This is a genomic window from Hymenobacter coccineus (assembly GCF_001816125.1).
Taxonomy (GTDB): Bacteria; Bacteroidota; Bacteroidia; order Cytophagales; family Hymenobacteraceae; genus Hymenobacter; species Hymenobacter coccineus.
Window position 1 is genome coordinate 1 of record NZ_MDZA01000311.1, and the last position, 22,663, is coordinate 22,663.

Here is a 22,663-nt window from a genome sequence, read left to right on the forward strand (position 1 = left end):
CTGGGCATTGTGCCCCAGGGCTCGGGCAACGGCCTGGCCCGCCACCTGAAGGTACCCCTGGGCCTGTCCGGGGCCCTGCGCCGGCTGGCCGCGCCCACGCTCAGCCGCATCGACGTGGGGCGCATCAACGGGCACCCGTTTTTTTGCACGGCGGGGCTGGGCTTCGATGCGCACGTGGCCCAGCACTTTGCCCGGGCCGGCTCGCGGGGCCTGAGCACCTACCTGCGCGTGACGCTGCGCGAGTACCGCCGCTACCGGCCCGTGCCGGTGGAGGTGGAGCTGAACGGCCAGCGCCGGGCCACCGACTGCTACGTGCTGGCCTTCGCCAACGCCTCGCAATACGGCAACGACGTGTACATCGCGCCCCGTGCCGACCTGCGCGACGGCCTGCTCGACGTGTGTCTCATCGATGCCTTGCCCGTGGTGCGCGCCTTCCGCGTGAGCCTGGCCATGGCGCTGGGCAACCTGCCCGAAACCCGCGCCGCCGAGTACTTCCACACCGCCCACGCGCACGTCCGGGCCGGGGCCCCATTGGGCTTCCACGTCGACGGCGATTACCTGGGCCACGCCACCGAATTTACCGTAGAGCTGCTACCGCTGGCGCTGGCCGTTGCCGTTTAATGGTTGACGATTATTAATTAATATCTAACAATCTTTTTAGCTTTTTATGATTTAATTGCTTTCTCGTAAAATCATTGCTTTTCAGAAACTTAGTAAAGCTTTAATTCATAAATTGGCGGAATTCTGCGCGAGAAAAATTAGCGCCTTGAATAACTGTTAACTAATAATTATTTAAATGAAGAAGGACAACCGCGCCGGAGTGGTTTACTCCACCAACCCCGACTTTTCGTACCAATCGGCTGACCAGGACGCCGCTGCCGCCACGCTGCCGCCCCAGCAGCAGCAGTTGCGCGTGCAACTCGATAAAAAGCAGCGCGGCGGCAAGCAGGTCACGCTCGTCACCGGCTTTGTGGGGACGGACGACGACTTGCAGGCGCTGTCCAAACTGCTGAAAACCAAGTGCGGCGGCGGCGGCAGCGCCAAGGACGGCGAGATTCTGGTGCAGGGTGACTTCCGCGAGAAAATCCTGGCTCTGCTCGTGCAGGCTGGCTACAAAGCCAAGAAAATCGGTGGCTGATTCTCAGCCAGATAATATGGCGCCGGAAGCTGGGGCCCCGGCGCCGGTATCCGCCCCGCCTGAACCCGCCCCGCTGGGGCCCCTGGGCGGCCGGCCGCGCCTGGCTAGGCGCGCCGAGCTGCTGCTGGCCCTGCTGCCCACGGCCACTGTGCTGCTGCTGCTCTGGCTACTGAAGCTGCTGAGCAACCAGCAGCTGCTATTCGCCTCGCTGGCCTCCAGTGCGTTCCTCATCTACCTCGACCCTGGCCACCGCACCAACAGCGTGCGTACGCTGGCCATCAGCCAGCTGGGGGCGGCGGTGCTGGGCACGGCCATGCATGCGTGGCTGGGGCCCGGCTATGCGGCCGCGGCGGGGGCCCTGGTGCTCACCATTGGGCTGATGGTGGCCACCAATGCCATGCACCCGCCGGCGGTGGCCACGGCGCTCAATTTTGCGTTTCGGGCCGGGGCGGGCGAGGGCAATTTGCTGCTGTTTGGGCTGGCCGTGGGCCTAGTGGCGGTGCTGGTACTGTTGCAACGCGGCTCGGCGTGGCTGCTGGCGCGGGTGGGGCAGCCGTAGGGGCAGCGCGGCGCGTGGGGCCCCAGCTGGTCGTTCTCAACTTTTCACACTTTTCGAATTTCCCGTGCTGATACCTCCTGAAAACACTACCCTGTTTGGCCAAGTCGAAGCCCACGTTATCGGCGCCGTGCAGTGGCTGAAGCTGGGCGTGGAGCTGGTGGGGGCTCTGATTATTGCGCTGGGCATTGCCGTGGCGGGGCGGCTGCTGGTGCGGGCGCTGTGGGCGCGGCGCACGGCCGATTTCACGGCCATCCGGCTCACGCTCTCGCGCTACCTGGCCCTGGCGCTTGAATTCCAGCTCGGGGCCGACATCCTCTCCACGTCCATCGCCCCAAGTTGGGACCAGATTGGCCGGCTTGGGGCCATTGCCGTCATCCGCACGGCCCTGAACTTCTTCTTATCCAAGGAAATGCAGGAGGAGCGCCGCCAAACCAGCTCGGAGGACGACACCGTGGCCCGCGCCCCGGACCAAGCCTAACCTTGTGGGGCCCCCGCGGGGCCCTAGCCGCCGGTGGCCAGCCGCTGCCGGGCGCGGGCCACGTCCTCGGGCGTGTCGATGCCGAAGGCGTCCAGCTCGGTTTCGGCGCAGCGGATGGCGTAGCCCGCTTCCAGCCAGCGCAGTTGCTCCAGGCTCTCGGCCGCTTCGAGGGCCGATACGGGCAGCTGGGTGAGGCGGGCCAGCACGGCGGGCCGGTAGGCGTACAGGCCCAGGTGGCGCAGGTAGCGGTGGTGCGCCAGCCACTCGGCCGGCGCGCGCCCGCGCTGGTAGGGCAGGGGGTGGCGGCTGAAGTACAGGGCCTCCTGGCGTTGGTTGAGCACCACTTTGGGCAGGTGCGGGCTGAACAGTTCCTCCTCATTGCGCACGGGCGTGACCAGCGTGGCAATGTCGGGCGCGGTGCGCTCGTCGGCAAAAAAATCGACCAGCGCGTTGATTTGGGCCGGGTGCACGAACGGCTCATCGCCCTGAATGTTGACGATGGCGCGCACCTCGGCCGGGCTGCCCAGCTGCTGAAACGCCTCGTAGAGGCGGTCGGTGCCGCTGGGATGGTCGGGCCGCGTGAGCACGGCCTCACCCCCGAAGCCGCGCACGTGGGCCAAGATTCGGGCGTCGTCGGTGGCCACCACCACGCGGTTGAGGCGCGCCTGCTGGGCCTGGCGCACCACGCGCTCGATCATGCTGAGGCCCCCCAAATCGACTAGGGGCTTGCCGGGCAGGCGGGTGGAGGCGTAGCGGGCGGGAATCAGGCCGAGGACCATGCGGGGCGGAGAGAAGGGCGGGTGATAAGGGGACGGGCGGGCCAAAGAACGCACTTTTGGCCCGTGCCGGGGCCTTGGGACCGCCGTTGGTGGGCGGGGTAGGCGTATTCTTTCGTTATTTTGCCCACGCCGGCCAAGGCGCCGGCCCCCACGGCGGGGTTTGGCAAGACTTTCGCAACGCCGACTTTTTGTATGACTGGATTCTTTTTGCTGCTCGCGGCTACTTTGTACGGGCCCGGGGCCCCGCGCCCGCGCGGGCCCTGGCCCCGGCCGACTCGATTGGCGTGGAAATGCGCGGCGGCCAGCGCTTTGTGCGCCACCGCGTGGGGGCCGGCGAAACCCTCTCCGCCCTTTCGCGCTACTACCACGTGAGCGTGGCCCAGCTCACCGCCGCCAACCCGCAGGTGGCCAACGGCCTGGGCATCGGGCAGGTGGTGCTGGTGCCGCGGCCGCTGGCGGCCGGCGCGGCATCTAGTGCGGTACCCGTTGCGGGCGCGGCCAAAACTGGGGGCATGGCCGCCGTGCCCGCGTCGGGCCGCTACACCGTGGCCCGGGGCGAAACGCTGTTTGGCATCGCCCGCCGCTTCCAGCTCACGCCCGACGATCTCATCAAGCTCAACAACCTGCCCGCCAATGGCCGGGTGCGCGTGGGCCAGCAGTTGCTGCTGGAAGCCCCGGCCGTGGCCGCCGCTGCGCCCGCTCTGGCCGCCACGCCCCTCAAAACGCCCGCGCCCGCCGTGGCCCCCGTGCCCGACAAGCCCGCCCAGGTGGCCACCGTGACGCCCGCCTCGGCGGTGGAGAAGGAAATAGCCAAGGAAGTGGACCGTGCCGCCGAACGGGCCCCCACCCGGGCCATCGAACTGGTGGGCCGCGTAACGGACAGCGGCATGGCCGCCGGCATCGACAACAACGGCACCGACAAGTACCTGGCCCTGCACAAAACGGCTCCCGTGGGCACTATTATGCAGGTGAAAAACAGCATGAACGGCCAGTCGGTGTACGTGCGCGTCATTGGCAAGCTGCCCGATACGGGTGAGAATAATAACATCCTGGTGCGCCTCTCGCCCCGGGCCGTGCAGAAGCTGGGCACCACCGACCAGCGATTCCGCGTGGAAACCAGCTACGTCCCGTAAGGCCCCAGCGTGATAAACAAAGCTTTTCCTACCGAGGCTCCCGGCGTTCTGATTTCGGCCGATGAGTACGTGGCCGTGAACCTGCGGCTGTGGTGGCGCGCGCCCGCCACCCGGCGCAACCACTGGCTGCTGGGCGGGGCGCTGGTGCTGCTGGCCATCAGCGTGGGGGCCCAGCTGCTGGGCCGGGCCCCCGACGGGTCCTTCGCGTGGTCGTCGCCGGTACTGCTGGCCGTGGGCCTGGCCTACGGCGCGGCGCGGCTGCTGCTGGTGCGGCGCCTGCTGCGGCGCACCTACTTCGGCAGCGCGGCCATGCAGGTACCCGTCGACTACGAGCTGACCGAGGCCGCCCTGTGTGGCCAGAGCAAGCTGGGGCGTTTCGATTTGCCCTGGTCCAGCCTGCGCCGCGCCGTGTGGGTGCGGCCCAATTGGCTCCTGCTGTACCCCGCCGAGGCCGCCTGCTATTACCTCGACCTGCGCTGCCTGCCCGCTACCACCCCGCCCGCCGCCGTGGCCGCCCTGCTCACCCAGCACAACCTTCCGCAAGCCGAAGCCTAAGCAGTTGGCCCCCCGGCCCGGGCGGGCGGCTTTTCGCCGGCTGCCTCTGGTAATCGTGGCGTCGGTTTGCGGGCCGGTAGGGGCCCCGGAACCGTTCGGCGCGGCCGCGGCTGCCGGGCCGCTGGTAGAACTTTACTAGCCTGATCCGTGCGTTGGGGTGAGACCCCATTATTTTTGGTAATGGCTTAGAACGAGGTGATTGGGCAAATTTTTAGGTCGTTGAGCCACTCTGGCAATGATCCGGAGCCACTGTTTTGCAGTAAGAGTGTTCCGACGAAGCCCTACGGGCAATTCGCCAGACTACCCGGTTTACACCGTTGCCCTTTCTTTTAACTACCTGCCCCGCCGGGGCCCCTGCTTTGAAAAACCTGGCCCACCTGCGGCAACAACTCGATGCCCAGTACGACCGCTACAACCGGCCGGAATTCATTAAAAACGACCCGATCCAGATTCCCCACCGCTTTACCCGGCGGCAAGACGTGGAAATCAGCGCCCTGTTTGCCGCGCTGCTGGCCTGGGGGCAGCGGCCCACCATCATCAATAAGTGCAACGAGCTGCTGCGCCGCATGGACGACGCGCCTTACCAGTTCGTTACCCAGCACAAAGACGAGGACCTGAAGAAGCTGCTCGGCTTCTGCCACCGCACGTTTTGCGACACCGACCTGCTGTACTTCGTGCATTTCCTGCGCGATTGGTACCAGCAACATGAGTCGCTGGAAACGGCGTTTCTCCTCGGGACCACCCAGCGCGAGCGGCTGATGAACTTCCACAATCGCTTCTTTAGCCTGCCCGATGCGCCGGCCCGCACCCGCAAGCACGTGGCCACGCCGGCCCGCAAATCGGCCTGCAAGCGCGTGAACATGTACCTGCGCTGGCTGGTGCGCCGCGACGACCGCGGCGTCGATTTCGGCCTCTGGACCCGCCTCTCGCCCGCCGACCTCATCATGCCCATCGACCTGCACGTGGAGCGCCAAGCCCGCCCCCTGGGCCTGCTCACCCGCAAGCTCGTGGACTGGGAAGCCGCCGAAGAACTTACCGCCCACCTGCGCGAGTTGGACCCGCTGGACCCCGTGAAGTACGATTTTGCGCTGTTTGGCGCGGGGGTGGATAAATAGTTTTTGAACGACCAAAATGGAAGAGCAATTTGAATTAATACTAACCAATCGAACGCCAGGTGATTGGTTGATTATTTTAGGAGCTGTTCTTCTTATAGTGGCTGCCGCCTATGCTGGAACAATCTTGATTCACAGCGAGGGGCTGCAGCTTTGGTGGTGCATTGTGACGACGTTTGGAATTGCTTATGGTGCGTTCCGATTGCTGAAGCAAAGAATGATGTATCAAGCAATTATCTCGGTGGAAGCAGACCGTTTAATGGTTCTGAATATAATTAATGAAACGGTAATCACCATTTTATTCGCTGAGGTAGCGTCCTATCGCTATATGGTAGTTAAGGATGTTCATTGGTTGATTTTTAAAATGATTGACGGATCCAAATTGAAAATTTCGGCTAATGCCAACTTTGGTGAAATAGAAAGTTTTGATGGGCTAATGGAGGCGCTGGAACATTCTGCTGCGAAATTCAGGCTTCAAAATACCGCAGTCATGCTACAGAATAAAAGCTTCTTTTAAAAGTACGTACGTTTCGTTTGAGTGCTTTCGGGGTGTTGCTTCAAAAACAGTCGCCGCCACGCGATTGAACGCCCCGAACCGATAACCCCCTCCGTAGCGGCCGGGGGCCCTGAACCCGCGGCGGCGCGAAATCTTTCGCCCCGCCTTGCGGTTTATCTTCGTAGCTCTATACCAACGCCTGCTTACTTGCTACTTCCCCAAAACTTCGAACACAAAATCGGCTTCGCCGCGCTGCGCCAGCGGCTCGAAGCCAACTGCTTATCAGCCCTGGGCCGCCAGTACGTGGCCAAGCTGGAATTCCAGACCAAGGCCGAGCCGCTGCTGAAGCTGCTGCAACAAACCAACGAATTTGCCTTTTTGCTGCGGTCGGGCGCCGATTTTCCGGCCTCGCACTACTATGACCCGCAGGTGCACTTCAAGCGGGCCGCGCTGCCGGGGGCCTTTCTCGACGTGCCCGCATTTTTTGAGGTGAAGATGAGCCTGCGCACGATTCGGCAGGCCCTCACTTTCTTCACCCAGGCCCCCGAGGAGCAGTACCCCACGCTGCGCCTGCTGGGTATCGGCGTGCAGGTGGACCGCAACCTGATGGCCGCGCTCGACAAGGTGGTGGACGACGAGGGCCTGGTGCGTGACGACGCGTCGCCGCTGCTGCGCCAGTTGCGCCAGGAACTCATTGTGCGCCAGGGCCAGCTGCGCCGCCAACTGGCGGGCATCCTGCGCCACGCCATCACGGAAGGGTGGGTGCCAGCCGGGGCCGAACCAACGATTCGGGGCGGGCGGCTGGTGCTGCCGGTGATTGCCGAGCACAAGCGCCGGGTGAAGGGCCTGATCCACGACGAGTCGGCCACGGGGCAAACGGTGTACATTGAGCCAGCCGCCGTGTTCGAGCTGAACAACGACATCAAGGACCTCGAAAATGCCTACCAGCGCGAGCTGATCCGCATCCTCACGGCCCTGACCGACCAGCTGCGGCCCCACCTGCCCGACTTGCGCCGCGCCTACCAGTACCTGGGCTTGCTCGATTTCATCCGCGCCAAGGCCCGCCTGGCGGTGGAGCTCGACGGCCAGCTGCCGCGTCTCGACCCCAAACCGCTGCTGCGCTGGAAGCGCGTGCGCCACCCGCTGCTCACGCTGGCCTACGCCGAGCACAAGCGCCTCACCGGCGAAACCCGCGAGGTGGTGCCGCTCGACCTGGAGCTGGACCACGAGCAGCGCATGCTGGTCATTTCGGGCCCCAACGCCGGCGGTAAGTCGGTGACGCTGAAGACGGTGGGCCTGGTGCAGTACATGCTGCAGCTGGGCCTGCTGATTCCGTGCGGCGACGAGTCAGAGGCCGGCGTGTTCGAAGATATTTTCTTGGACATCGGCGACGAGCAGAGCCTGGAAAACGATCTTTCGACCTACTCCTCGCACCTGCTGGCCATGAAGCAGTTCCTGCTGCTGTCGGGCAAAAAGAGCCTGGTGCTGATTGACGAATTCGGCACCGGTACCGAGCCCAGCCTGGGCGGGGCCATTGCCGAAGCCGTGCTGGAGCAGTTCAGCCGGGCGCGCACCTACGGCGTCATCACCACGCACTACACTAATCTTAAGAATTTTGCCGAGCGCACGCCGGGCTTCGTGAACGGGGCCATGCGCTACGACCCCGAGCGCCTCCAGCCCCTGTACCGCCTCGAAGTGGGCAAGCCGGGCTCCAGTTTCGCCATCGAAATTGCCCGCAAGATTGGCCTGCCCAAGGACCTGGTGGAGCGCGCTTCGCAGCTCGTGGGCAAGGATAAAATCCGCTACGACCAGCTGCTGGAGGGCCTGGAGCAGGAAAAAACCGAGCTGGAGCGCCACACCGCCGAAGCCGCCAAGCAGGAGCGTCGCCTCAAGAAAGCCGCTCAGGAGTACGCCGACCTCAAGCAGCACATCGAGGACACGCGCCTCGAAACCCTGCGCGCCGCCAAGCAAGAAGCCAAGGCCCTGTTGCGCGACACCAACCAGCAAATTGAGGCCACGATTGGCGAAATCCGCCGCGGCCAGGCCGACAAGGAAATCAACAAGCTGGCCCGCGAAAAGCTCGATACGTTCGTGCGGAAGGAGCTGCACATTGAGCCGCCCAAGGCCCGCGCCACCCGCGAGCTGGCCACCACCAGCGGCCTGCAACCCGGCGACAAAGTGGCCCTGCTGGGCCAGGACGGCTACGGCGAACTGGTGGGCGTGAAGGGCAAAACCGCCGAAGTCATGTTCGGGGGCCTCAAAACGCTGGTGAAGGTGAGTCAGCTCGAGAAGCTGGGCCGCGCCGAAATCCGCGACCGGGAGCAGGCCGCCAAGGCCAAAACCTCGCGCCTCGGCGGTGGGGCCCCAACGGCAACGGCGTGAACATCACCGACCGCATGGCCGGCTTCAGTCCCACGCTGGACCTGCGCGGCGAGCGGGCCGAAGACGCCCTCACCAAAACCATGAGCTTCGTGGACGACGCCGTGATGCTGGGCATGCCGGAAGTAAAATTCGTGCACGGCCGTGGCAACGGCGTGCTCCGCCAAGTGGTGCGCGACTACCTGCGCTCGGTAAAAGCCGTGGCCAGCGTGGCCGACGAGCACGCCGACCGCGGCGGCGACGGCGTGACGCTGGCGGTGCTGAAGTAACTGCTAATTTGCGCGAATGAAATACGTCCCGGTAATTTTAATTTACGCCAGGTTGGTTATCGGAGCCCTTCTAGTCATCCTGAGCCTACTCAAAATTGAGTACTTTTCAGCGGTTGCAATTACTTTAATTTCAATAGGATTGCTAACCGATGTTTTTGATGGAATAGTTGCCAGGCAACTGAATGTTTCAACAGAAAAACTTCGGCGGCTTGATTCTGCTGTTGATCAAATATTTTGGTTATTGGTACTCGGGGCAATCTATTTGGAATGCCGAAGCTTTTTTGCACTGAATGCCGCAAAGCTGTTGATGTTGTTGGTTCTTGAAGTAGCAACTTATGCAGTTTGCTTTGTTAAATTCAGGAAGGAAGTGGCTACGCACTCATGGGGTGCAAAATTGTGGGTATTAATTTCCTTTGCTACGCTTGTTCAAATAATAATTACTTGTAAATCAAGGATATTATTCGAAATTTGTTTTTACATAGGCATGATTAGTAGAATAGAGATTATAGTAATTTTCCTCATTCTCAAAAATTGGGCAAATGACGTCCCCACTTTTTATCATGCGCTGTTGCTTCGACAAAATAAACCGATAAAGCGCCATAAATTATTCAACGGATAAATCCACAAAAAAGGCTGGCCTTAATTAAGGTCAGCTTTTTTGTGGATTTATTTTGCTGGTTTCTAATTACAAAATGTTCACCTCGGGGTGCAGCTCGATGCCGAACTGGGCGCGCACGGACTGGATGATTTCCTCGGCCAGCAGGCGCAGCTCGTGGCCGGTGGCTTCGCCGTGGTTCACCAGCACCAGGGCTTGGCGGTCGTGCACGCCGTGGGTACCGCTGCCGGGCCCGGCGCAGGCCCTTCCAGCCGGCCTGCTCGATGAGCCAGCCGGCGGGCACTTTCACGCCGCCGGGCACGGGGTAGCCGGGAATGGCTGGGTGCTGGGCTTTCAGCTCGTCGAACTTGCGCTGCGAGATTTCAGGGTTTTTGAAGAACGAGCCCGCGTTGCCAATTTCGGCTGGGTCGGGCAGCTTGGAGCGGCGGATGTGCACCACGGCGCGGCTCACGTCGTGCATGGTGGGCTCGCCCTCGATGCCAAAGCCGGCCAGGGTTTCCTGGAGGGCCCCGTACTGCACGTTGGGGCGGGCCTGGCGGTGCAGGCGCAGCACCACGGCCGTGACCACGAACTGGTTTTTGAGCGGGCCCTTGAACACGCTTTCGCGGTAGCCGAAGCCGCATTCGGCCGCCCCGAACGTGCGCAGGGCCCCAGTGGCCACCTCCACGGCTTCGAGCCGCTCGAAAGTGTCGCGCAGCTCGGCCCCGTAGGCCCCGATGTTTTGCAGCGGCGCGGCGCCCACCGTGCCGGGGATAAGCGAGAGGTTCTCGAGGCCGCTCAGCCCCTGGCCCAACGCGTACTCGACCAGGCCGTGCCAGCTCTCGCCGGCCCCGGCGCGCACCAGGGCGGTGGCGGCGTCGTCGAGGTTTTCGGAAACGATTTCCAGGCCCCTAATCTCGTTTTTTAGGACCACGCCGGCAAAGTCCTGCGTGAAGAGCAGGTTGGAGCCGCCGCCCAGAATGAGCTTTTCGGCGGCCTGCACTTCAGGCAAAGCTAGTAGCTGGCGCAGCTCGTCGGCGCTGCTGAAACGGGCAAAGTAGCGGGCCCGTACCTCCAGGCCAAAGGTGTTGTAGGGGCGGAGGGAGACGTTTTCTTCGAGCGAAAGCATGGGCAGAGCGGGCAGCAAAGTGCGGGGGCGAAGGTACGGCCCGGCGGTGCCCGGGGCCCCTACCGCACCCGGTAGCCGCGCAGGGCGTAAAACAGCAGGTACAAATAGCACAGCGCCGGTACCACAAACGCCACCCGCAGCCCGCCGCCGTGCGTGGCCAGCCAGCCCATGAGCGGCGGAATGAGGGCCCCGCCCACGATGGCCATGATGAGGTACGACGACCCCTGCTTGGTGAAGGGCCCCAGCCCGGTGATGGCCAGCGGAAATATCACGGGCCACATGATGGCGTTCATCAGCCCGCAGAGCACGATGAGCCACAGCGCCGTTTCGCCGCTGCTCAGGATGCTAGCCGCCACCAGCGCCGCGCCAGCCGCGCACACCGCCACCAGCAGCGCCCGGTTGGGGAAGCGCAGCAGCAGCGGAATGCCCACCACCCGCCCCACCAGCGAGCCAAACCAGTACGACGACACCAGCACCGCGCCCACCGCCTTGGTGAAGCCGATGGACGTGTCGATGGCCGCCGGCGCCTGCCCAAATAGGGCCCCCGCCCAGCCCGTGGCCGCGTTCAGGCCGCGCACCAGGCTCTGGGTGAAGCCGGACAGTTGCGCAATGTTCTGGCTCTCGCCGTACCGAATCAGCAGCGAGCCCAGCCCAACTTCTACACCCACGTACACGAAAATGGCCCCGATGCCCAGCACCAGGTGCGGAAAATCGAGGGCGACATGCGCCCGGCGGCCACGGGGCGGTGCTCCAAGGCCTCTTCCTCGGGAATGCTCTCGATGTCGGGCAGCTTTACGGCGAAGAAAAACACGCCTGCCAGCACCACCAGAAACGCCGCCAGCCCCAGGTAGGGCCCCTTCACGAGCTGCGACTCCTGGCCCAGGCGCTCGGCCAGGGGCAGGGCGGCCAGCTTGGCCTTCAGCGCTACCGAGCCGCCGAACAGCACCAGCCCGCCCACCAGCGGCGAGAGGGCCCCGCCGAAGTTGTTGGCCACCCCCACCACGCTCACCCGGGCCGCCGCGCCGCGCGCGGGCCCCAGCACGCTCACGTAGGGGTTGGCCGCCACTTGCAGCAGCGTGATGCCCGCGCCCAGCACGCCCAGCGCCGTGAGGAACAGCCCGAACGTGCGCGAGTTGGCCGCCGGCACGAACAGCAGGGCCCCGGCCGCCATCACGAGCAGGCCCACCACGATGCCGCGCTGGTAGCCCAGCTTCTTCAGCACAAACCCGGCGGGCAACGACATCAGAAAGTAGGCCCCAAAAAAGGCAAACTGCACGGCCGTGGACTGAAAATCGGTGAGCTGGCAGATGTCCTTGAGGTAGGGCATCAGCACGTCGTTGAAGTTGGTGACGGCCCCGAACAGGAAGAACAAGCTCGTCATGAGCACCATGGGCCCCGCGTAGGAGCGGGCCGGCACAGCAGCCGTCGAAGCCGCGGAAGCAGTAGTAACAGAAGTAGCCATACGGTGCGGAAGGTACAAAAAAGCCGGCCACAGGGGCCGGCTCTTTTTATATAAGAGGCACTTCAGATAGGTTAAGCGTGCTGTTTCCCTGAATGAGTTCTAGAACGTATCTATTCTTTTTGAATTCAATCAATATACCAAGGCCATATATATAGTCACCCTCAAAATTTGTGAAGTCCAAGATCTTGTTTCTGTCAACGCTTCTCTTTTGAGAATTCCACCAGCCTTTGAATTCAATAATCAAAACATTATTATCATTATTTTCTCTACTATGTAATATGAGGTCAGGTCTTGATCCGTTTGGTTTGGTCGGAGTGCGCTTTGGATCATTCCCATTCTTGCTGTATTCCATATCTAAATCCAGCGTGGAAAGCCATTCTACATCCTTGATTCGGGAATGAAAATAGATTCCAAAACGAAAAGCTAAAGACTGCTCTAATCCACTTCTACTCAATAAAACCACATCTTCCAGATATAGTATATCTAACGCTTCGCGAGTTATTAAGTCAAGTTCACGAATTTGGTCTTGATTTAAATACATGGTTTTTAATAATTACGGTTTTAATCTAATAACCTTCCCATCACGAGCTATTACTACTACGCTGTTCTTCTGGCGCTTAAATTCAAGCATTCTTGCGTAAGCTATTTTTAGGCCGGCTAAGATTTTATCTCGGCGCTCAATTGCAGGTTCGGTTTTCATAAAAAATAAGTGCGCTATCGACGAATAATAAGTAACTGAAAAAAGCTGATGTGAGCCTTATTAATATCAGTAATACCCTTGCCAATTGCTTGGTACATGTTGCACAAGCGCAATGCACTCTATCGAAATTAAAATACCTGCTGGAAAAGGCATTACTTGGGGGGTGCTTCTGGCGGGAGCATTTTCCGGAAAAACTTCTGCGTACACCTTATTTATTACGCTGAAATCGTTGCCTGTAACCATAAATACAGTTGTTTTTACGATTTTATCTAGGCTGCTTCCGAGTTCTTCAAGAATGATTTTTATATTCCTAAACGATTGAATGGCCTGCTCTTCGAAGCTGTCACTTAGTTTTCCAGTGCTTGGGTTGAAACCCGTAGTGCCAGAAACAAATATTAAATTATCCGCCACAACTGCTTGCGGAAATACGTCCGTCGTTCTGGGTACTTTTGCCGTGTTGAAGTTTTGCCTAGCCATCATTTTATTTGTTTTAATAAAACAGATCCTTCAAACGGGGTAGCGCGCAACATCACGGTCGCCGCAAATCATTTAGCTGCAAATTCGCGGCAATCCAGCACCTCCGGCAGGATGGTGAACGAGGCCGTGGTTTTGCCCGCCCCGTTGCAACCGGCGATGATGTACAGGTTTTTGTCCTGCATGGCCGTGCGTTGGCGAAAGGTTCGAGCGCGTCCGGCTCGTGGCCGCAAGATAGCGGCTGGGGCTATTTCGGGCGGAAGGGGGCCCCAACGCATTCCTGCCCGACCTTTGCGGGCATGCACCTCACCGCCACCACCCAGTTTGGATTAGAAGAATTGCTCGCCGACGAGCTGTACGCCCTCGGGGCCGACATCACCCACGTGGGCAGCCGCGCCGTCGAATTCATTGGCGACCAGCGCTTGCTGTACGAAACCGTGCTCTGGAGCCGCCTCTCCATGCGCCTGCTGTGCCCGCTGGCCGGCTTCTACGCCCCCGACGAGAGGGCCCTGTACCGCGAGGTGGGCCGCATCGACTGGAGCGAGTACATCGGCCCGGGCCAAACCTTCGCCATCACGGCGGTGGTCAACAAGTCCACCTTCGAGCACTCGCTGTTCGTGGCCCAGTTGATGAAGGACGCCATCGTGGACCAGTTCCGCGACCGTACCGGCCACCGGCCCGACGTGGACACGCGCCACCCCGACATCCGCCTGCACCTGCGGATGCTGGAGAACGAGGTGATTATCAGCCGCGACGCCGCCGGCGACTCGCTGCACCGCCGCGGCTACCGCCAGGCCACCAACGACGCGCCCCTGAACGAGGTGCTGGCCGCTGGCCTCGTGCTGCTCGCCGGCTGGGACGGCAAAAAGCCGCTCATCGACCCCATGTGCGGCTCGGCCACCATCCTCACCGAGGCCGGCCTCATCGCGCAGCGCATCGCGCCGGGCCTGTTCCACCAGGGCAAGTTCGGGTTTGAGAACTGGGCCGATTTCGACGCCGACCTCTGGCAGCAAGTGCGCGCCGAAGCCGAAGCCCAGCGCCTGGAGGAGCCCCAGGCCTACCTGGCCGGCTCCGACATCGACCCAAAAGTCATCGACCAGGCCGCCCAGAACATCACCGCCGCCGGCCTCGAAGACTGCATCCGCCTCTCGGTGCGCGACGTGAAGGACGCCGCCGCGCCCGCCAACCAGGGCCCCGGCTTAGTAGTAACAAACCCGCCCTACGGCGAGCGGATCGGGGAGGAGGCCGAGATGGCCGCCTTCTACAAAACCATCGGCGACGCGCTGAAAACCAACTTCCAGGGCTACGAGGCTTACGTGCTGACCGGCAACCTCGACGCGGCCAAAACTGTCGGCCTGAAGGCCACCCGGCGCATCCCGCTCTTCAACGGGCCAATTGATTGCCGGCTGCTGAAGTATGAATTGTACCGCGGCTCGCGGCGGGAGCCCAAGGATACGCCTTCAGCTAAAACTGATATTTAATCTGCCATCCATGGATCATCAACGCATTCCATTTGCTGAAATAAAGCATCTGCTTCCAGGTGATGCCTGGGCTGCTTGGCGTAACGAATTAAATCAAAGTGAATTTGATGATGAACCTGTTATTGTATTTGAAAGCAGTACAGTATTAGATTTGCTAAATTTGGATTTTCCTTCTGACGAAACAGAACATATTTTTTTGATTCTGGTCAAGGGAAATTTAACAGTGAAACGGTACGTGTACAATGAAGAAACCGATGGTGCAGTTGGTCTAATTGTATTGGGTGACTTGCGAGCCGGAAATATGTTAGTTGGTGGCCAGGAAGTTTATGTTACTGGCGATTTAATGGTGGATGAAGTATTTTGGGGCGACTATAACCACGGTGACTTGCACGTACTTGGTATGGCAACAGCCAAAGTTTTCGTAGAGACAGACGAGTACTCTGTAAATGTTACGGGCCAAACCAAATTCGGTCATTATCTGGATCAGTACGGTACGCAGGATAATAACGAGACTGGCGAAAGCGGTGGTAACTATCAAGGATTAAATGAAAAATTAGCCAGAGAATTATTTACAGCAGAGTTTATTTTTGTCGAAGATGATGAAATAGTTTTAGTACGAGATGAAACCATCTTGGCGCGACTAGAGGCTGGACATTCTTTGCTGCGCGGGTTAGATTAGCCACCACACCAAACCGGATGGAACTTCGCGGCCCGCGCCGTTTCTTTATAGTAGGATACCCTTGCCCCGTTATGCCCGATACCCTGACTGCCGCCGCCGAACTCCTGCCCGCCGCCCGCCGGGCCCTGAAACGCTACTACGGCTACGACAACTTCCGGCCCATGCAGGCCGACATCATCCAGAGCGTGCTGGCGGGCCAGGACACGGTGGTGCTCATGCCCACCGGCGGGGGCAAGTCGGTGTGCTTCCAGGTGCCGGCTGTGGTGAGCGAGGGGCTGTGCGTGGTGGTATCGCCGCTCATTGCCCTTATGAAGGACCAGGTGGAGGCCCTGAAGGGCAACGGCATCGCCGCGGCCTTCATCAACTCCAGCGTGGGCCAGAGCGAGGCCAACGACATTGCCCGGGCGGCCGTCAGCGGGCACCTCAAGCTGCTGTACGTCAGTCCCGAGAAGCTGCTGTCGGAAGGCTTTATGCAGTTTTTGGGACGGGTGAACATCAGCCTGTTTGCCATCGACGAGGCGCACTGTATTTCGAGTTGGGGCCACGACTTCCGGCCCGAGTACACCAAGTTGGGGGCCCTGCGCACGCAGTTTCCTAAGACGCCCATTGTGGCCCTCACCGCCACCGCCGACCGCCTCACCAAGCGCGACATCATCACCCAGCTCAACTTGCACGAGCCCAAGGTGTTCCTCTCCAGCTTCGACCGGCCGAACATCAATCTCATTGTGCGGCCCGGGCAAGACCGCGTGGGCTCGGTGGTGGACTACATCGCGCGCCACCCCCAGGACCCCGGCATCATCTACTGCCTCTCGCGCAAAACCTGCGAAACCATTTCCCAGAAGCTCCAGCAGAAGGGCATCAAGGCGGCGCACTACCACGCCGGCCTCACGCCCAACCAGCGCAGCAAGGCCCAGGAGGCCTTTTTGCAGGACGACGTGCAGGTGATTGTGGCCACCATCGCCTTCGGCATGGGCATCGACAAGAGCAACGTGCGCTGGGTGATGCACTATAACTTGCCCAAAAACATCGAGGGTTACTACCAGGAAATTGGCCGCGCCGGGCGCGACGGGGCCCCCAGCACGGCCATCCTGTTCTACAGCTTCGCCGACGTGATGCAAATGCGCGAGATGGTGACCAAGGACGTGCCCGCGCGCCAGGCCCAGCTCAATACGGCTAAACTGGAGCGCATGCAGCAGTTCGCCGAAGCTGCCTCCTGCCGCCGCAAAATCCTGCTCCATTACTTCTCCGAAACGCTGGCCCACGACTGCGGCAACTGCGACATCTGCCGCAACCCGCCCACTACGTTCGACGGTACGCTGCTGGCCCAGAAGGCGTTGTCGGCCGTAGCGCGGGCGCGTGAGCGGCTCAGCGTGACGCTGCTCATCGACGTGCTGCGCGGCATGCGCAACCAGGCCGTCATCGGCGGGGGCTACGACCAGATCAAGACCTACGGCGCGGGGGCCGATTTGCCGTACCTCGACTGGTACAGCTACGTGCACCAGATGCTGAACGACGGCCTGTTCTACATCGCCTACGAGGAAGGCTACGCGCTGAAAATCACGCCCCGCGGCCACGAGGTGCTGAAGGGCGAGCTGCCGCTGCCGCTCAAGAAGTTTCAAGTCTCCGAGAAGGCCGAAAAGCCCACCCGCGCCAGCAAAAAAGCCGCCACCGAAGCCGCCGCCACCGGCTCGCCCGAGGCCCGGCTGTTTGAGCACCTGCGCCAGCTCCGCAAGCAGCTGGCCGACGAGCAGGGCGTACCGCCCTACGTGGTGTTCAGCGATGCCACCTTGCAGGAAATGGCTCAGGAGCAGCCCACTACCCGCATGGCCATGCTGGCCGTATCGGGTGTGGGCATGAAGAAATTCGAGACTTACGGCGAGATGTTCATGCAAGCCATTGTGCAGCACGGGCCCCCGCGCACCGTGCCCGCCGATGGCGACGAGCTGCCCTTTGGGGCCCCCGCAGCGCGGCCCAAGGCCGAGAAAGCCGCCAAAGCGCCCGCCGACCCTGCCGCCGTCAACGATTCGGAGGATGCCACTTTCCAGCTGCACTGCCAGGGCCTCAGCCCGTTGCAGATTGCCGCGCAGCGCGGCTTGGTTGAAAGCACCGTCAAGGCTCACCTGGAGCGCGCCTACACCAAGGGCCTGCCCCTGCGCCTGGAGGAGTTCGTAACCGACACCCAGCTGGCCGAAATCGCCGCCGCCCGCACCCAGCTCGGTGGGGCCCCCGCGCTGCGCGACCTTTTCGACCACCTGCGTGAGAAGTACGACTACTTCCAACTGCGCCTAGCCAGCATTCGGCTGCGGAAGTAGGGCGGTGTGCCGGGGCCCTGGCGATGCTACGGGGCCCCGGCCGCGCCGCGCCAATGAACAGTGACGCAGGCTACTGGCCTGCGCAAAAAAGCTAGCCGCTACCCAGCGGCTGGCATTTTTTACAGGGCCGTTGCCTTATTATCTGATCCACAATTGGTGGGGCCCAAGTACTTGAAATACCGAACCGGGCGGGTGCATTGCGGCCCAGCTTATGGATGGGGCAACCAAGCGAAAAAATACTTGGGGCCCGGTAAAAATGTTCGCTAACGGAATTAGTAACTTTGCAGGCGCGTTGCTAACTTCACCGGCCCGGACGCCCCGTTGCGCGCCCCTTTCCGGCTGCTCCCTTTCCGATGATAAACACGAACTTAAAATTCTGGCGGCGCGAATTGGCCCTGACCCAGGCCCAGATTGCCGAGAAGCTGGGCATCAAACGCTCTTTGGTGGGGGCCTATGAGGAAGGCCGCGCCGAGCCGCGCATGGCCACCCTCGTGAACATGGCCCGCCTGTTCGGCATTTCGCTCGACCAATTGGTAACCACCGACTTTAGCAAGCGCAAAAACGCCAAAGCGGCCACCACCATGCGCCAGTTGGAGCCCGCTCCGGCCGGCGGCGACGACGACGACCCCGAGCCCAGCCCGGCCGGCGGCAAGCTCCGTATCCTGGCCCTGACCGTGGACAAGGACCAAAACGAAAACATCGAACTGGTGCCCCACAAGGCCGCCGCCGGCTACCTCAACGGCTACGCCGACCCCGAGTACCTGGGCGAGCTGCCCCGGTTCCGGCTGCCCATGCTGCCGTCCACGGGCAGCTACCGCGCCTTCGAGATTTCCGGCGATTCGATGCTGCCCCTCGTGAGCGGCACCGTGGTGGTGGGCCGCTACGTAGAGGAAATGGCCAACCTGAAGGACGGCACGCCCTGCGTAGTGGTGAGCCCGCGCGACGGCATCGTATTCAAGCGCGTGTTCCGCAAGGCGCGGCCCGCCGGGGCTCTGGCCCTGCACTCCGACAACCCCCGCTACCAGCCTTACGACCTGCCCGGGGCCGAGGCGCTCGAAATCTGGGAAGCCAAGTGCTACATCAGCAGCCATTTCCCCGCTGCCGAACTCTCGCTCGAGCGCCTGGCCAGCGTGGTGGCCGACCTGCAACAGCAGGTAACTGAGCTACGCAACGCTTAGGGGCCCAGCACCGCTGGCGGCCCGCAAACGCAAAAAGCCCCGGCAGTGCCGGGGCTTTTTGCGTTTGCGGGCGTTTTGAAAGGACAGAAACCGCTTACTTCCGCTCGTTAGCCCGCTTATATAGCTCGGCGATGTGGGTGGAGTGCGCGCGCAGTTTGGGCAGGGTTTCGGCCGCGTAGGTGCGCAGTTCGGGGGTGCTGGCCTTTTCGGCCGCTTCCGCGCACCGCTTGATGGCGCGTTCGTGCAGCTCGCCCATTTCGCGGAGGTACTTCTTATCAAAGCCCAGGTACTTGCGGTCGTCCACGTCGTCGTAGATTTTCCGGTCGTCATGGCTCATCATTTTGGGCAGCGCCAAGCCTGAGCGGCCCACAACGGCTTGCAGTTGGCTTTGCAACTGGGTGTGGTCAGCGTCGGTTTGCTTGGCAAAATCCTTTATTTCCAAGGCCGTGACCTTCTGCACAGCCAGGGCGCTCAAGGCCGAAGCCAGCAGGTTGTCGCTGGTAGCGGCTGTGGCAAAGTCTGAGTCGTACTTCAGTTGCGCCTTGGTAAAGGAAGGGTTGACGATGCCCGCTTTGATGCGCTTTTTATTGAGCTTGTTGGCTTCCTTGACGGGCTTGTTTTGGGCCAGGGCGGGGGCCCCGGCCGAAGTGCCGAGCAAGGCCGCTAGGGCGAGTAGCTGCAAACGGTGGTGCATGGGGTAGGGGAGGATGAGGGTGTAAAAAAGGCAACGCCCCGGGGCCCCTGCGTGGGGCCCCGGGGCGTTGCTTCGGGGGAGTAATTACTATTTGCTGCCGATCAGGTAGCCGATGGAGGCCTGGAACACCGAGTTGCGGGCGTTGCGCAGGTCCTGGTTCGAGCCGTTGTAGCCATCCTTGGCAAAGTCGGTGAAGGAACCGTTGTAACGCACGTCGATTAGGAAGCCATTGGAGGCCTCGTAGCCCAGGCCGGCCGCGTAGCCGATTTCGTTGCGGCGCACGTTGTCCAGGTTCTGGTTGGCGGCTGAGCTGGTTACGGTGTTGCCGTTCAAGGTGTACTCAGATTTATCGCGCACGTTTAGCAAGTAGCTGTACTGGGGCCCCGCCTCGAAAAACAGGCCCGCCGCCCGCACTTTCAGCAGCACTGGCACGTCGATGTAATTATACGTGCGGTTGCCCGTGAACCGGTTGGTGTTGCCACCCACGGTGAACGTGTTATCACCGTACTTGAAGCCTTTCTGCGAGAACAGCACTTCGGGCTGCAACGACAACAGCTTGTCGATCAGGCCCACGTTCAGCATGGCGCCGCCCACAAAGCCGAACTTGTTTTTGTAGTTATCTTGGTTGGTGAGGTCGCCCGATACGTTGGACAGGTTGGCGCCGGCTTTCAAGCCGAAACGGATGCCCTGAGCTTGGGCCGAGGAGGCGAGGCCGACGCTGGCGACAGCTGCCAGCGCGAGTGCTAATTTTTTCATAAAACTGGGTTTGGGAAATAATAAGGGGATAAACTAGAGGATACCCTTCGGGCCGCTGTACGTAACCAAGGATGGCAACGGCTAAAAAGAATGTATTTTTTGATACAGATTTAATACAGAATAGACTTATTCTAAGCTGAACGAAGGCCTCATTAACTTCGCGCCCAGCCGCCGCGTATGCACCTCACCCGCCCACTCCCCAATCTGACTGCCATGCTCCAGCACCTGCCCGCCGCCGACCGCCACCACGCCGCCCCGGCCCCGTGGCTGAGCAGCTACTTTCTGTTCTCGTTTGCCGACTACCACAACCGCCACAACGTGCACTTTGGGCCCCTGCGGGTGTTCAACGACGACCACGTGGCCCCGCAGAACGGCTTTCCACAGCACCCGCACGCGGAAATGGAAATCGTGACGCTGGTACTCGACGGCGAAGTGACGCACGAGGACACGCTGGGCAACCGCACCACCATTACGACCGGCGAGGTGCAGCGCATGACCGCCGGCACCGGCGTGGCCCACTCCGAAATGAACCGCCAGGAAAAGTCCCTGCACCTCTACCAGCTGTGGTTTCTGCCGTCGCAACGCGGCCTGGCCCCCAGCTACGAGCAGAAAGAGCTGGACTTTCTTGACCGCCACAAAAACGAACTAGTACCGCTCGTGACCGGCCAAAAAGTGCTCGAAGACGTGGTGTACATGAACTCGAACAGCACTGTGTACTGGGCCAACATGGAAGCGGGCAAGGAAATTGAGTTCCGGACCTTCCCCATCCGCCTGGTTTTCATCTACGTAAAGGAAGGCAGCCTTGTGGTGAATGGCGTAGCCCTGGGGCCCAACGACCAGGCCCGCCTAGGCGACGAAAACCTGGTGCGCATCATCGCCGAAAAAGAAGCTCAGTTTATCCTGATTGACCTGCCCGCCAGCGAAGCGAACTATTAGAGCGGTTTCGGGGCTGGTGTACGTAGCGATTTGTACAACCAACCTGTGCTTGGTCTCGCGTGTGGGGCCCCAGGGCAAGACCAAGCACAGCTTGGTAGTACGGGTGAGCACCACCCGTACACCAGCCCCAAAATTGCTCTAATTATTACTTAACCAACGGCTACCAATCCGCTGCTTCCTGGCCACGATGCCGCGCGCCTATAGCGGGCGGCGCCGTAGCAAACAGGCCATAGTAAGCAAGGGACCCTACGTCGTCGCTTGGTGGCAATCTTCGTACGGCTTCCCGCTGCCGCAGGGGCACGGCGAGCGGGGGCCGAACTCGCTGGGGTCCCGGCGGGCGCCGGGGCTTTGGTTGAAAAGCTCAGTGAGCAGGGCGTACAGCTCAGGATGATGGGCTTGCAACTGGTCGGGCTTTTCGAAGAAGTACTCCGTGACGACGGCGAAAAACTCGGCTTCGTTGGTGCCTGCGTAGGGTCTAATGTCCGATTCGCCGGCCCGCAGGGCTTCCATTTCGCGGTGCACTGTGGCTGCCCAGGGCCCCAGCAGGTGCGGGGGCAACTCCACTTGGGGCACGCCGTCAATTACGCCATCGGCCTCGTCTAGCAAGTGCGCAAACTCGTGGATGCCCACGTTCTGGCGGTCCTCCGGGTCAGCAAAGCCTTGGAGCAAAGAGGCTTTCGACAAGCGCATGTAATGCTGGTTCTGGAAGCGCTGCACCGAGCCCAGCAGTGTGCCTTGCAGCGGCTGCATTTCTTGGGCGGAGTCGGGGCCCAGCACCCAGGCATCGGGCACCACCAGCACCTCCCCGAGGTGAGCATACGCCCATTCGGGAAACCCAAACGTGGGAATGACGGCGGCGGCGGCCACTAGCAGGCGCGTCAGTTCGTCCACCTCGGTTTGCACGCCGGTGATGCGCGCATCGGCCAGAAACAGCTGTACGCGCTGCTCAAACCGGCTCTTTTCGGCAGCGCCCAAGACCCGGTAAAAGGCTACGTGCCCGGCCAGCAAGCCCCTCCACGCGGCTGGGAAGCCCGCGGCTAGTGCGGCGGTGCGGCGGCGGCCGGCGGCTGTGGCGTAGCGGTAGAACCCGAAGACCACGGCGGCCAGTACGGCCAAGCTCAAAAAGTACGGCATCCACCAATCAACGCAGCCGGGCGGGTTGGGTTGCCCGATTGCGCTGGCTATCACAATCGTTTGGTATTTGGTCATCTTTCGGGTATTTATTGCCTAAATGTCGTAATCCGCAAAGAAAGTGTTATAATTCTATCATAAAAATCACAATTTAATGTTTGCTACAAACGACTTAAATCATCACACTAACAGGTCGAAAAAGCAAGCATTTTAACTAGTAAAATACTGATAGTAAAGT

Annotated in this window: 26 protein-coding genes; 16 read left to right on the plus strand and 10 right to left on the minus strand. The window is 61.2% G+C overall.

Annotated elements, in window-relative coordinates:
* The 4 genes from BEN49_RS16005 to BEN49_RS16020 all read left to right on the plus strand — a co-directional run.
* Positions 1–621: diacylglycerol/lipid kinase family protein (locus tag BEN49_RS16005; protein ID WP_070745057.1), on the plus strand; the 621-nt coding region annotated here is incomplete at its 5' end.
* 175 nt (positions 622–796) lie between these two features.
* Positions 797–1,138 carry a translation initiation factor gene (locus tag BEN49_RS16010; RefSeq protein WP_070745059.1) on the plus strand — a complete coding sequence of 114 codons (342 nt, stop codon included), beginning with the start codon at positions 797–799 and terminating at the stop codon, positions 1,136–1,138.
* Between the two features lie 16 nt (positions 1,139–1,154).
* Positions 1,155–1,697: an HPP family protein gene (locus BEN49_RS16015; RefSeq protein ID WP_083326172.1), complete on the plus strand. Its 543-nt coding sequence runs from the start codon at positions 1,155–1,157 to the stop codon at positions 1,695–1,697.
* A 64-nt stretch (positions 1,698–1,761) separates the two neighbouring features.
* Complete coding sequence (locus BEN49_RS16020; RefSeq protein WP_083326173.1) at positions 1,762–2,175, plus strand: DUF1622 domain-containing protein; 414 nt, start codon at positions 1,762–1,764, stop codon at positions 2,173–2,175.
* A 23-nt stretch (positions 2,176–2,198) separates the two neighbouring features.
* Here the strand turns inward: BEN49_RS16020 and kdsB are convergent, their stop codons facing one another.
* Positions 2,199–2,954, minus strand: coding sequence for a 3-deoxy-manno-octulosonate cytidylyltransferase (gene kdsB, locus BEN49_RS16025; RefSeq protein WP_070745061.1), 756 nt, complete (start codon positions 2,952–2,954; stop codon positions 2,199–2,201).
* A 188-nt stretch (positions 2,955–3,142) separates the two neighbouring features.
* Here kdsB and BEN49_RS16030 point away from each other — a divergent pair, with 188 nt between their 5' ends.
* The 7 genes from BEN49_RS16030 to BEN49_RS25850 all read left to right on the plus strand — a co-directional run bounded on the left by BEN49_RS16030 (position 3,143) and on the right by BEN49_RS25850 (position 9,517).
* Positions 3,143–4,087 carry a LysM peptidoglycan-binding domain-containing protein gene (locus tag BEN49_RS16030; RefSeq protein ID WP_125916940.1) on the plus strand — a complete coding sequence of 315 codons (945 nt, stop codon included), beginning with the start codon at positions 3,143–3,145 and terminating at the stop codon, positions 4,085–4,087.
* A gap of 9 nt (positions 4,088–4,096) precedes the next feature.
* Positions 4,097–4,642, plus strand: a complete 546-nt coding sequence (locus BEN49_RS16035) for a hypothetical protein (RefSeq protein WP_070745063.1) — start codon at positions 4,097–4,099, stop codon at positions 4,640–4,642.
* Between the two features lie 317 nt (positions 4,643–4,959).
* Positions 4,960–5,757: a TIGR02757 family protein gene (locus tag BEN49_RS16040; protein ID WP_239691968.1), complete on the plus strand. Its 798-nt coding sequence runs from the start codon at positions 4,960–4,962 to the stop codon at positions 5,755–5,757.
* 16 nt (positions 5,758–5,773) lie between these two features.
* Positions 5,774–6,271 (plus strand): hypothetical protein, encoded by a 498-nt coding sequence (locus tag BEN49_RS16045; RefSeq protein WP_070745067.1) that lies wholly within the window; start codon positions 5,774–5,776, stop codon positions 6,269–6,271.
* A gap of 186 nt (positions 6,272–6,457) precedes the next feature.
* A complete protein-coding gene (locus BEN49_RS16050) occupies positions 6,458–8,632 on the plus strand; it encodes an endonuclease MutS2 (protein ID WP_239691969.1) in 2,175 nt (724 codons plus the stop codon).
* Positions 8,629–8,898, plus strand: a complete 270-nt coding sequence (locus BEN49_RS29655; protein ID WP_239691970.1) for a Smr/MutS family protein — start codon at positions 8,629–8,631, stop codon at positions 8,896–8,898. Before BEN49_RS16050 ends, BEN49_RS29655 begins: the two co-directional genes overlap by 4 nt.
* 16 nt (positions 8,899–8,914) lie before the next feature.
* Positions 8,915–9,517, plus strand: a complete 603-nt coding sequence (locus BEN49_RS25850) for a CDP-alcohol phosphatidyltransferase family protein (protein ID WP_083326175.1) — start codon at positions 8,915–8,917, stop codon at positions 9,515–9,517.
* Here the strand turns inward: BEN49_RS25850 and murB are convergent.
* From murB to BEN49_RS25855, 6 genes are all read right to left on the minus strand, one after another.
* The gene (gene murB / locus BEN49_RS16055) at positions 9,507–10,640 is read right to left on the minus strand and encodes a UDP-N-acetylmuramate dehydrogenase (protein ID WP_438831787.1); all 1,134 of its coding nucleotides are present in this window, start codon (positions 10,638–10,640) and stop codon (positions 9,507–9,509) included. The genes BEN49_RS25850 and murB overlap by 11 nt on opposite strands.
* Before the next feature lie 41 nt (positions 10,641–10,681).
* Positions 10,682–11,320 carry an MFS transporter gene (locus tag BEN49_RS16060; protein WP_070745069.1) on the minus strand — a complete coding sequence of 213 codons (639 nt, stop codon included), beginning with the start codon at positions 11,318–11,320 and terminating at the stop codon, positions 10,682–10,684.
* Entirely contained in the window at positions 11,281–12,084 is an 804-nt protein-coding gene (locus BEN49_RS16065) for an MFS transporter (protein ID WP_083326176.1), read from the minus strand. The genes BEN49_RS16060 and BEN49_RS16065 overlap by 40 nt, the downstream gene beginning before the upstream one ends.
* Before the next feature lie 46 nt (positions 12,085–12,130).
* On the minus strand, positions 12,131–12,625 hold the full coding sequence (locus tag BEN49_RS27030; RefSeq protein ID WP_125916942.1) for a hypothetical protein: 495 nt from the start codon (positions 12,623–12,625) through the stop codon (positions 12,131–12,133).
* 12 nt (positions 12,626–12,637) lie between these two features.
* Positions 12,638–12,784: a hypothetical protein gene (locus tag BEN49_RS28680; RefSeq protein WP_193415819.1), complete on the minus strand. Its 147-nt coding sequence runs from the start codon at positions 12,782–12,784 to the stop codon at positions 12,638–12,640.
* Positions 12,785–12,850: 66 nt separating this feature from the next.
* Entirely contained in the window at positions 12,851–13,264 is a 414-nt protein-coding gene (locus BEN49_RS25855; RefSeq protein WP_083326177.1) for a RidA family protein, read from the minus strand.
* A gap of 293 nt (positions 13,265–13,557) precedes the next feature.
* Here BEN49_RS25855 and BEN49_RS16070 point away from each other — a divergent pair, with 293 nt between their 5' ends.
* The 4 genes from BEN49_RS16070 to BEN49_RS16085 all read left to right on the plus strand — a co-directional run bounded on the left by BEN49_RS16070 (position 13,558) and on the right by BEN49_RS16085 (position 18,908).
* A complete protein-coding gene (locus tag BEN49_RS16070) occupies positions 13,558–14,739 on the plus strand; it encodes a THUMP domain-containing class I SAM-dependent RNA methyltransferase (RefSeq protein WP_070745073.1) in 1,182 nt (393 codons plus the stop codon).
* 10 nt (positions 14,740–14,749) lie between these two features.
* Complete coding sequence (locus BEN49_RS27035) at positions 14,750–15,418, plus strand: hypothetical protein (protein ID WP_125916944.1); 669 nt, start codon at positions 14,750–14,752, stop codon at positions 15,416–15,418.
* Between the two features lie 71 nt (positions 15,419–15,489).
* Entirely contained in the window at positions 15,490–17,730 is a 2,241-nt protein-coding gene (recQ, locus tag BEN49_RS16080) for a DNA helicase RecQ (protein ID WP_070745077.1), read from the plus strand.
* A gap of 353 nt (positions 17,731–18,083) precedes the next feature.
* Positions 18,084–18,908 carry a LexA family transcriptional regulator gene (locus BEN49_RS16085; protein WP_070745079.1) on the plus strand — a complete coding sequence of 275 codons (825 nt, stop codon included), beginning with the start codon at positions 18,084–18,086 and terminating at the stop codon, positions 18,906–18,908.
* A 94-nt stretch (positions 18,909–19,002) separates the two neighbouring features.
* Here the strand turns inward: BEN49_RS16085 and BEN49_RS16090 are convergent, their stop codons facing one another.
* A complete protein-coding gene (locus tag BEN49_RS16090) occupies positions 19,003–19,602 on the minus strand; it encodes a DUF4142 domain-containing protein (RefSeq protein WP_070745081.1) in 600 nt (199 codons plus the stop codon).
* An 87-nt stretch (positions 19,603–19,689) separates the two neighbouring features.
* Positions 19,690–20,358: a porin family protein gene (locus tag BEN49_RS16095; RefSeq protein WP_070745083.1), complete on the minus strand. Its 669-nt coding sequence runs from the start codon at positions 20,356–20,358 to the stop codon at positions 19,690–19,692.
* 213 nt (positions 20,359–20,571) lie between these two features.
* Here BEN49_RS16095 and BEN49_RS16100 point away from each other — a divergent pair, with 213 nt between their 5' ends.
* Entirely contained in the window at positions 20,572–21,294 is a 723-nt protein-coding gene (locus BEN49_RS16100) for a pirin family protein (RefSeq protein WP_070745111.1), read from the plus strand.
* Positions 21,295–21,540: 246 nt separating this feature from the next.
* On the opposite strand, the gene BEN49_RS16105 is transcribed toward BEN49_RS16100, so the two are convergent.
* A complete protein-coding gene (locus BEN49_RS16105) occupies positions 21,541–22,416 on the minus strand; it encodes a M90 family metallopeptidase (RefSeq protein ID WP_239691971.1) in 876 nt (291 codons plus the stop codon).
* Positions 22,417–22,663: the final 247 nt, after the last annotated feature.